1 protein-coding gene is annotated in these 699 nt (G+C 31.5%); it reads right to left on the reverse strand.

The genetic code is table 11. From position 1 onward, the window contains the following. The coding region (gene lepB, locus ASV53_RS24335) for a signal peptidase I (protein ID WP_094959025.1) at positions 1 to 498 on the reverse strand (498 nt) is incomplete at its 3' end. Between the last annotated feature and the right edge of the window lie 201 nt (positions 499 to 699).

The following is a 699-nucleotide window of genomic DNA, read 5'->3' on the forward strand; positions in this document are numbered from 1 at the left end:
ATCAATACTAGTGTTCTTTGGATATTGAAAAACAATCACATCCCCTCTTTCTAAATTAACTGATGCAGGTATTTTCGAAAACTGCATTCCAAAATATCTATAATTACCAAACCCTCGCTTATCCACCACCAATTTGTCGCCTGGATTCAAAAAAGGACTCATAGAGTTAGCAGGTACTCTAAATAAATCGAAGAAAAACACTCGAATTGTAATCAGTAGAGAAAGCATGACTAAAAAACAAAGTATAGTGACCCACCATCGAGCAAACCAAGGTCTGACATCTTGACCTTTATATCTTCGAGCAATGATATAGCCATGAATAGGACATATTAGAATGAAAGCACCGATAAAATCAGGCGAAAATATCATTACACCTATCAGTAATAGAAAGTATAAAACAAAGTACCTTGGTTTATTAACATAAAGAAAAACAAATGGCTGAACTATTAACCCTAAGACGATTACGACCAAGATATTTGGTTTCCAAAACGTACCCACACTCACTCCTTAAGCAAAAACCACAATCAATTTAACATTACACCTTTAATTTTATAAAATACTTTCGTCTACACAATCAGACTTTTCGATTATTATAGAAATAACTTCATTTTGATTATCATCTTTATAAATATAATTAAAATCAACACCATTATTCATAAATGCTATATTGATATAGTTTGAGCAAACATTTTCAATAAG

It is taken from the genome of Photobacterium sanguinicancri (genome assembly GCF_002265265.1).
GTDB classification, from domain to species: Bacteria; Pseudomonadota; Gammaproteobacteria; order Enterobacterales; family Vibrionaceae; genus Photobacterium; species Photobacterium sanguinicancri.